At 40.7% G+C, this 7,532-nt stretch carries 9 protein-coding genes and 1 pseudogene; 9 read left to right on the forward strand and 1 reads right to left on the reverse strand.

What is annotated here, in order from left to right; translation table 11 throughout:
* A pseudogene (locus B4H32_RS11605) lies at positions 1 to 402 on the reverse strand (hypothetical protein); the annotation flags it as partial.
* A gap of 623 nt (positions 403 to 1,025) precedes the next feature.
* On the opposite strand from B4H32_RS11605, the gene ureE reads away from it, so the two are divergent.
* The 9 genes from ureE to ureC all read left to right on the forward strand — a co-directional run bounded on the left by ureE (position 1,026) and on the right by ureC (position 7,368).
* The gene (gene ureE / locus B4H32_RS11610) at positions 1,026 to 1,508 is read left to right on the forward strand and encodes an urease accessory protein UreE (protein ID WP_004778090.1); all 483 of its coding nucleotides are present in this window, start codon (positions 1,026 to 1,028) and stop codon (positions 1,506 to 1,508) included.
* Positions 1,495 to 2,160, forward strand: coding sequence for an urease accessory protein UreF (locus B4H32_RS11615; protein WP_004778087.1), 666 nt, complete (start codon positions 1,495 to 1,497; stop codon positions 2,158 to 2,160). Before ureE ends, B4H32_RS11615 begins: the two co-directional genes overlap by 14 nt.
* Positions 2,161 to 2,178: 18 nt before the next feature.
* Positions 2,179 to 2,793 (forward strand): urease accessory protein UreG, encoded by a 615-nt coding sequence (ureG, locus tag B4H32_RS11620; RefSeq protein WP_004778085.1) that lies wholly within the window; start codon positions 2,179 to 2,181, stop codon positions 2,791 to 2,793.
* 12 nt (positions 2,794 to 2,805) lie between these two features.
* Positions 2,806 to 3,378 carry a HupE/UreJ family protein gene (locus B4H32_RS11625; RefSeq protein ID WP_004778083.1) on the forward strand — a complete coding sequence of 191 codons (573 nt, stop codon included), beginning with the start codon at positions 2,806 to 2,808 and terminating at the stop codon, positions 3,376 to 3,378.
* Positions 3,379 to 3,412: 34 nt separating this feature from the next.
* On the forward strand, positions 3,413 to 4,315 hold the full coding sequence (locus tag B4H32_RS11630; protein ID WP_004778080.1) for an urease accessory protein UreD: 903 nt from the start codon (positions 3,413 to 3,415) through the stop codon (positions 4,313 to 4,315).
* Positions 4,316 to 4,474: 159 nt separating this feature from the next.
* Complete coding sequence (gene ureA, locus B4H32_RS11635) at positions 4,475 to 4,777, forward strand: urease subunit gamma (RefSeq protein WP_004778079.1); 303 nt, start codon at positions 4,475 to 4,477, stop codon at positions 4,775 to 4,777.
* A gap of 19 nt (positions 4,778 to 4,796) precedes the next feature.
* Positions 4,797 to 5,105: an urease subunit beta gene (locus tag B4H32_RS11640; protein ID WP_004778077.1), complete on the forward strand. Its 309-nt coding sequence runs from the start codon at positions 4,797 to 4,799 to the stop codon at positions 5,103 to 5,105.
* A gap of 89 nt (positions 5,106 to 5,194) precedes the next feature.
* Entirely contained in the window at positions 5,195 to 5,656 is a 462-nt protein-coding gene (locus tag B4H32_RS11645; RefSeq protein WP_004778076.1) for a GNAT family N-acetyltransferase, read from the forward strand.
* A gap of 11 nt (positions 5,657 to 5,667) precedes the next feature.
* Positions 5,668 to 7,368, forward strand: a complete 1,701-nt coding sequence (gene ureC, locus B4H32_RS11650; protein WP_004778074.1) for an urease subunit alpha — start codon at positions 5,668 to 5,670, stop codon at positions 7,366 to 7,368.
* Positions 7,369 to 7,532 lie beyond the last annotated feature (164 nt).

The following is a 7,532-nucleotide window of genomic DNA, read 5'->3' on the forward strand; positions in this document are numbered from 1 at the left end:
CAAACAAGTGGGACCACCTCTCAGCTTATCGGGATTAAGAGCCTGTGGATTGATCTTGAGCTCAGTCATCAACTTAAAGAGTGTGTTGCTGAGTTGATATTGAACCTGAATGAGGTCTACATCAGCTTCTACAATGCTTCGAGCTTTGATTCGAATATTTTGTTGTTGTGCTATATAAACAAGAAGAAAGTTATCTGTTGCGAATAACTCAGCTGGAGCAGGTGCAGTAGCAGATATTAGGCTCACGTCATGTTGAAAGTGTGTTGGCAGTTGCGAGGCATTTAAAATCTGAGCGTAGCTTTGGTAAATTTTGAACAGAGGCGGGTAAGGACGGATCATGACCTCCTTTGTATAAAACGGTCTTTTATTGGCTAGCTGAGAATTTGCTTTTGTAGGCTTCATTTATTCGCCCTCCTGATTTTTTTAACTTAGATCAAGAAGTACAAAAAACTTTTAATTTTTATAAAAAGATCAAGAAAGTGGTTATAAATGTGGGCGGTTTTTGATGAATTTGAGAGGCTCAAAGCGGGTGGGAAATAGGGTGTATTTGGAATTTTTATTTTAAGTTATTGATTTTATTTGATGTGAATGTGGCTGGTTTCTTCGTGTTTTGTATTATCTCTGTGGTAGTTTAAATATGGCCCAAGGTATTGATGATGCTTTAGTAGAAATTTTAGGTGCTAAACAAATTAATGCCTTACGTAAGGCCGGTCACTACCGACGAGATGTGTATTAATGCTTAGCTAGATTGGCATAAATTCTATTTCTACAATCCTCCATCGATGGGGGGATTTTTTTATGGCCATCTGAATAATTATCGGCAATCACATATTTTTTAATAATTAAGATGTCTTGCACGAAGCAAATTTCAAAATAATTAGATAGACACGGCAAAAATAAAACGCTTGGCAAAATAAGATTGGCATGAATAGTGCATTATTTTAATGCAAATCATTCATTTAATGCTGAATTTAGCATCAATTTAGTTCACGAATCACGATAAAAGAAATTGAGATTGGGTATTTATGAAAATCTATACGGAAAGACTTGAGGGTAATGTCGTACAAGAAAATGTTGAGATAGTTGAACTGACATTTGATACACGACAAAAGAGCCGTTTTCGTGCAACTTTAGCTAACGGGCACGATATTGGTGCAGATTTACCCCGTACCGGCATTTTAAGGCACGGTTCATATATCGCAACTCAAGAGGGTGATGTACTGCGTGTCGATGCCAAAGCAGAAAAACTCATGAAAGTAGAAGCACCAAGCAGCTTTGATTTATTAAAAGCAGCGTATCACTTAGGTAATCGTCACGTCCCTTTAATGCTCACACCAACGGCGCTGTATTTTGAGCCAGATCATGTATTGGCTGAAATGATAATTGGACTTGGTTTAACGGTATATGAAACCATGCATCCATTTGAGCCTGAAAGCGGTGCTTATACACAGCATCAGCATGATCACAGATTAAGCCCAATTAAGGCTTTGCATCATGTTCACACCTAATGCTTCACAGCTTTTAAGTCTGTTGACTTTGTCCTCAACGGCACTACCAATTGGGGCGTACTGTTATTCTCAAGGGGTAGAAAGTGCGATTGATCAGAGCTTAATTTTTGATGAAACCTCGAGCATTACTTATTTTGAAGAAGTGCTTGAAATGCTTTTGGTACGGTTTGAGCTGCCCGTTTTGAAACGCCTAATAATATCTTTTGATCAGCCTGAGCAGTTTGAATACTGGGCGCAGTTATATAGAGCAAGTCGAGAAAGCAAAGAGTTATTGGCTGAATCACAGCAATTGGCATTTTCATTAAATGCGTGGATTCGTGATGTGCTGAAAAAGCCTGTGAAATTAAAAAAGCAGATCGGTTTCGTACCCATCTATGCGCATCTTTGTGGGCAACTCGAACTTGATGTTGCAGAGGTTTTGACTGCTTATACCTTTACCGTACTTGAAAATCAGGTGTTGGCTGCCGTGAAAACTGTACCACTTGGACAGATGAGTGGACAACGGATTTTATGGCATGTGCATGGGCTGATTCCAGAGGCAATTGAACGTGCTTTAGCACTGCAAGATGCTGAACTCAGTAGCGCCTTACCTAATTACGCCATGCTCAGTATGGCACACGAAACACAATATTCACGATTATTTAGATCTTAAAAATAAAGGACATTTCACATGACAGAACGTAGCCCATTACGCGTAGGTATTGGCGGTCCAGTTGGTTCAGGTAAAACAGCGCTTACTTTAAATTTATGTCAGGCACTGCGTGAAAAATACAATATGGCGGTGGTGACCAATGATATTTATACCAAAGAAGATTCCAACTTTTTAACACGCCATGAAGCTATGTCACCTGAGCGTATTGTTGGTGTAGAAACAGGTGGTTGCCCGCATACCGCAATTCGTGAGGACGCCTCCATTAACCTAGCGGCTATTGATGACCTGTGCGAAAAATTTGATGGCCTTGAACTGATCATTATTGAAAGTGGCGGTGATAATTTGGCAGCAACATTTAGCCCGGAACTTTCAGATTTAACCCTGTATGTAATTGATGTGGCGGGTGGGGAGAAAATTCCGCGTAAAGGTGGCCCCGGTATTACCAAATCTGATTTGTTAATCATAAACAAAACCGACCTTGCACCAATGGTTGGAGCAAATTTAGATGTGATGGATCAAGACGCGAAACGTATGCGCGGTGAAAAACCTTTTCTATTTTCCAATATGAAAACTAAAGATGGCTTAAATGACATCATCAGCTTTATTGAGAAACAAGGTTTGTTTAAAGCATAAGGGGCATCCACTATGAAGTTATTATTGCAAAGAATTACCTTCACATCGTTGGCATTCTTTCCCTTGGTAGCAATGGCGCATCCAGGCCATGAGCATAGCCATAATAGTTTTATCAGCGGTTTTGTGCATCCATTTACAGGGCTTGATCATCTAATGATGGCGTTAGCATTTGGCGTATTGATTTGGACTGCACACCAGCGCTGGAAATGGGCCGGATTATTCGGTTTATCTGCCGCAATGATTGTCGGTTTTATGATCGGTGCACAATTCAACTTAGCAACAGCAATTGCTGAAAACGGCATTATTGCGTCGTTAATTGTATTGGCTGTTGCTCTTTGGACCAAAACCAATAAAGCCGTTCCTTTTATTGCTGCACTTTTGGCCGGTTTTCATGGCATCGCACATGGTACGGAACTTGGCCAAAGCGGTCAGGCAGTTTTACTGGTCGTTGGTATGGTTACAGCGATGGCATCTATATACGTATTCGGTTTGCTCGTCGGCGCATTTATTCAAAAATATGTGCCTTATGGTAAGCAAATGATTGGTGCTTTGACAGCTATTGTTGCTGTAATTGGTTTAGCTTGATGCCTCATTCATCTCAAATAATAGGGAGATGCAAATGAATGATCTGGTATTAAGCGAAACAAAATTTATATCGACACAACAGCAGCATAACAGCCAACTGTGGTATGCCTGTTTGGAACTTGGTTTTGCCTATCAAGTACAGTCAAATCGAACCGTATTACAGCATCGCAAGCATCATGGGCCTGTACGCGTTCAGAAGATGTTGTGGCCTGAAAAAACTGGTATTTGCCATGCAATTATTGTGCATCCACCAGCAGGAATTGCTGGCGGAGACCATCTGACTTTTGATATGAAAGTTGAGGCGAATGCGCATGCGTTAGTTACCACGCCCGGTGCAGGAAAATGGTACAAAACCAATGGCAAGCAAGCCTATCAGCATATTCATATACATGTCGCAGCACAGGCGACATTTGAATGGTTACCGCAAGAAACCATGCTTTTTGATGGTGCCAATGCAGACTCTGAAACACATATTCATCTAGATGAAATGGCCAGTTTTATTGGGTGGGATATGTTGGTCATCGGTCGACAAGCACGTGGTGAAATTTTTCAGCAAGGGCAATACCAAAGCAAATTTAGGCTGTATCGTGCAGACAAATTATTGGTTGCAGATAGTTTAAATTTTAAGGGGCAGGATCGGTGGCTTACATCCTGTTTAGGTATGAATGGACATGCTGTGATGGGAAGTTTCTGGGCAGTAGCACCATCGCGTTTAAGGCAAACAACATTACTGGCTGAACATATCGAATTAATCCGTGAATTGATTATGCGGATGAATCTAGCGGTGACTTTAACCCTGTTAGATGATGTGATTTGTGCACGTTATTTAGGCGATGATGTACGTGAATGCCATGATGCTTTTGCAGCAGTCCGTGCCCGTTTAAGACGCTATTGGTATGACCTAGCAGAAGAATTCCCACGGATTTGGCGCACTTAAGTTTTGCCATCATTGGAAAGTAGATAGGTCTAGCAAGATTAATAGATTAAGTGTTCATTTTACCTTTGGGTTAGGACACTAAAAATCAAAACGTGCGAGAGCGAAAGAAGAATTTGCACGCATTTTGCATTCTACATTTTAGAAGATTAGGAAATTGTTATGGAACTTAATCCAACTGAAAAAGATAAATTATTAATTTTTACCGCAGGCCTTGTTGCTGAGCGTCGTAAAGCGCGTGGATTAAAATTGAATTATCCAGAATCAATTGCATTTATTTCAGCAGCACTGCTTGAGGGCGCACGCGATGGCATGTCCGTGAGCGAGTTAATGCATTACGGCACAACCTTGTTAAGTCGTGAAGATGTCATGGATGGTGTCGCGGAAATGATTGCAGAAGTGCAGGTCGAAGCTACTTTTCCAGATGGTTCAAAGTTAGTCACAGTTCATCAACCCATTGTCTAATAAAAATAAGGAGTAAGCCATGATTCCTGGTGAAATTATTACGCCTGATTCAGACATTGAAATGAATGTCGGACGAGAAACACTGAAAATGCGTGTTGCTAATGCAGGCGATCGACCAATTCAAGTCGGTTCTCATTTTCACTTTGCTGAAGCCAATGATGCTTTGCAATTTAATCGAGAGCAAGCTAGAGGCTATCGACTCAACATCGCTGCTGGAACAGCAGTTCGTTTTGAACCGGGCCAAAGTCGAGATATCGAATTGGTTGCACTTGCAGGTAAACGTGAGGTGTATGGGTTTGCAGGGCGTGTTATGGGTAAATTGGATTAACTATTTTTATGCTCAAGTGTCTTGTTGAACAATTAAATTATTGTTAGTAATAAGTTCAATAAGTACATGAAAAAGCATAAGAGAATTAAATGTTAATAATGAAAATACGCCCAGCAACTGTTGATGATGTTGAAGCCATCGCTGCTGTTATTGAACCTTTTGTCGATTATGTTGTCGTGACTGAAGAAGGACGTGAACGCTTTAAACCTGATATGTTGAAAAACATCTTCCAACAACCACTTATTCATTATTTTGTGGCAGAAATTAATGAAGAAATCGTTGGGAATTTGGCGTATATCGCTCCATCTCATGTCATGCATTATTTCTTAAAAGCTGAATATCACGGTCAAGGTTATGGTCGACAAATGTGGGACTTTTTAGAGCAAGAAATACTTAAAAATGATCCCGATATAATCACAATAAATTCAAGTCATTATGCACTCGATATTTATAAAAAATATGGATTTGAAGTGGTCGGTGCGCTAACGGAGAAATGGGGTATTCAATTTATTCCGATGCAAAAGCTGCTAAAGCCAAAAAATCTAGAATAGGAAATATATTAATGAAAATGTCTCGCCGTGCTTATGCGGAAATGTTTGGCCCTACAGTAGGTGATAGAGTTCGCTTAGCTGATACAGAATTGTTTATTCAAGTTGAACAAGACCTCACGACTTATGGTGAAGAAGTTAAATTTGGCGGTGGCAAGGTCATTCGCGATGGTATGGGACAGTCACAATTATTGTCTGATGAGGTCGCTGATACCGTCATTACCAATGCTTTAATTGTCGATTGGTGGGGTATTGTCAAAGCCGATGTTGGACTTAAAAATGGTCGTATCTGGAAAATAGGTAAAGCAGGTAACCCTGATATTCAACCTGACATTACAATTCCTTTAGGTGCAGCAACTGAAGTCATCGCAGGTGAAGGACAAATCTTAACGGCGGGAGGGATAGATACTCACATTCATTGGATTTGCCCACAACAAGTTGAAACAGCACTAATGTCAGGCACAACTACAATGATTGGTGGTGGTACAGGCCCCGCCGCAGGAACATCTGCAACCACAGTAACTCCAGGCCCATGGCATATTGCGACCATGCTACAAGCTATTGATGATTTACCTATGAATATTGGTCTGTTAGGTAAAGGCAACTTGAGTCAGCCAGAACCAATCGCTGAACAAATCAAAGCCGGTGTGGTGGGTTTAAAATTACATGAAGACTGGGGATCGACGCCAGCCGCGATTGATAACTGTCTAAGTGTGGCGGATCAATACGATGTACAAGTTGCCATTCACACAGACACACTAAATGAAAGTGGCTTTCTAGAAGAAACCTTAGCAGCATTTAATAACCGGACCATCCACACTTACCATACTGAGGGTGCGGGCGGTGGTCACGCACCAGATATTTTAAAAGCAATTGGTCAACCCAATGTTTTACCATCTTCAACCAATCCCACACGTCCATATACCGTCAATACCATTGATGAACATTTAGATATGTTGATGGTTTGCCACCATTTAGACCCTGCAATTTCTGAAGATGTTGCTTTTGCTGAAAGTCGGATTCGCCGTGAAACTATTGCTGCAGAAGATATCTTGCAGGATATGGGCGCAATTGCCATGATGTCTTCCGACTCGCAAGCGATGGGGCGTGTGGGTGAAGTAATATTACGTACTTGGCAGACAGCACATAAAATGAAAGTGCAACGCGGCCCACTCGAAGGTGATAATCAAAATCACGATAACAATCGTGTGAAGCGCTATATTGCTAAATATACGATTAATCCTGCCATTACCCATGGATTAAGCCATGAAGTTGGTTCGATTGAAGTGGGTAAATTAGCCGATATTGTTTTATGGAAGCCTGCATTTTTTGGTGTTAAGCCCTCGATGATTATTAAAGGCGGAATGATTGCAGCTGCGCCGATGGGTGATATTAATGCTTCAATTCCAACGCCACAGCCTGTGCATTATCGTCCGATGTTTGGCGCTTACCCTCGTGGCGTACATAACACCTGCATTACCTTTTTATCGCAAGTGGCAATAGAGCAAGGCGTACATGAACAATTGGCTTTAAAGAAGTTGATTAGTCCTTGTAAAGCCACGCGTAATATCTCGAAAGCAGATATGAAGTTAAATACTTATTGTCCTGTAATGGAGGTTGACCCTGAGATTTATGAAGTACGTGCAGATGGTGTGCATTTGACTTGTGAGCCTGCGGAAGTGTTACCAATGGCGCAGCGTTACTTCTTATTTTAATCATTTCCAAAACACTATTTCACAAAGCCTTTCTGAATATGAAAGGCTTCTCTTTTTTAAATTTTAGGGCTTTGTTGCATAAATATGTAAGCATCTGATTTAAATAAATTTAATTTTGGATCAAAAAACAATCAAAACTTTTAAAATCATATAGTTATGAAATC

The sequence above is a fragment of the Acinetobacter sp. UBA2063 genome (assembly GCF_002333245.1).
In the GTDB taxonomy this organism is placed as follows: domain Bacteria; phylum Pseudomonadota; class Gammaproteobacteria; order Pseudomonadales; family Moraxellaceae; genus Acinetobacter; species Acinetobacter parvus.